We start from the raw sequence: 1,347 nt of genomic DNA, 5'->3' as shown, positions 1-1,347 counted from the left end.
GAATCACGTTGAAGAACGACCGGTTCATCGCCTTGCACATGATGTACGACAGAATCGCACCCGACGAACCCACCAGCGAACCGGCGATGATCAGCATCGGATTGTTCAGCGAGAAGCCGATGCCCGCCGCCGCCCAGCCCGAGTACGAGTTCAGCATCGACACGACCACCGGCATGTCCGCGCCGCCGATCGGAATGATGATCAGCACGCCCAGCGCGAACGCGATGATCGTCATGATGATGAACGGCAGCCACGATTCGGTGAGCATGAAGATCACGCCGAAGCCGACCATCGCGACGGCGAGCAGCAGGTTGATCAGATGCTGTCCCGAATACACGACCGGCGCGCCCTGAAACAGCCGGAACTTGTACTTGCCCGACAGTTTCCCGAACGCGATGACCGAGCCCGAGAACGTGATCGCCCCGACGAACGTGCCGATGAACAACTCGACGCGATTGCCGTACGGAATCGGCTCACCGAGCGGCGCCAGCCCGAACGCGGCAGGCTCGGCGACCACGCCATACGCGATACAGACAGCCGCAAGACCGATCAGCGAGTGCATCGCCGCGACCAGTTCGGGCATCTTCGTCATCTCGACTTTCGCCGCGATATACGCGCCCGCGCCGCCACCGATGATCAACGCGACGAACAGCAACGACAGCCCGAGCGCGAGATTCGCTTCGAGATAAGCCGCCTGTTTAACGATCAGCGCGAGCGTGGTGAGAATGGCGATCGCCATGCCCGCCATGCCGAACGTATTGCCGATGCGCGCGGTCTTCGGATTGGACAAGCCCTTCAGCGCCTGGATGAAGCACACCGAGGCGACGAGGTACAGGAGAGTAACGACGTTCAGGCTCATTTACGCGCCCTCCTTGCTCGTGATCTTCTTGGGTTCTTTCTTCTTGAACATCTCGAGCATTCGCCTTGTGACGAGAAAGCCGCCGAACACGTTCACCGCCGCGAGCAGCACGGCGAGCGTGCCGAAGAACTTGCCCGCCGCGCCGACCGTGAGGCCGACCGCGAGCATCGCGCCGACGATGACGATCGCCGAAATCGCGTTGGTCACCGCCATCAGCGGCGTGTGCAATGCAGGCGTGACGTTCCACACCACGTGGTAGCCGACGTAAATGGCCAGCACGAAGATGATGAGGTTGATCACCGTGTGATTGATGACATCCATGTGCGTCTCCGTGTTATGCCGTGGCGCGCGCCACTTGACCGTCGCGGCACTGGAGCGTGGCCGCGACGATGTCGTCCGCGAGATCGATGTTGAGCGTGCCTTCCTTCGTCAGGATCAGTTTCAGGAAGTCCAGAAGGTTGCGGGCGTAGAGCGCGGAGGCATCGGCG

At 61.5% G+C, this 1,347-nt stretch carries 2 protein-coding genes and 1 pseudogene; all 3 read right to left on the bottom strand.

Annotation, left to right across the window (positions count from 1 at the left end; all coding sequences use genetic code 11):
• On the bottom strand, positions 1 to 859 hold an 859-nt coding region (locus AWB78_RS42590; protein ID WP_198399509.1), incomplete at its 3' end, for an NAD(P)(+) transhydrogenase (Re/Si-specific) subunit beta.
• A complete protein-coding gene (locus tag AWB78_RS42585; protein ID WP_008351539.1) occupies positions 860 to 1,180 on the bottom strand; it encodes an NAD(P) transhydrogenase subunit alpha part 2 in 321 nt (106 codons plus the stop codon).
• Between the two features lie 13 nt (positions 1,181 to 1,193).
• A pseudogene (locus tag AWB78_RS46195) lies at positions 1,194 to 1,347 on the bottom strand (NAD(P)(+) transhydrogenase (Re/Si-specific) subunit alpha); the annotation flags it as partial.

Origin of the sequence: Caballeronia calidae (assembly GCF_900044055.2) — a bacterium.
Classification (GTDB): Bacteria; Pseudomonadota; Gammaproteobacteria; order Burkholderiales; family Burkholderiaceae; genus Caballeronia; species Caballeronia calidae.
Note: the sequence above shows the minus strand (reverse complement) of the source record. Positions and strands in the feature narration are given on the sequence as shown.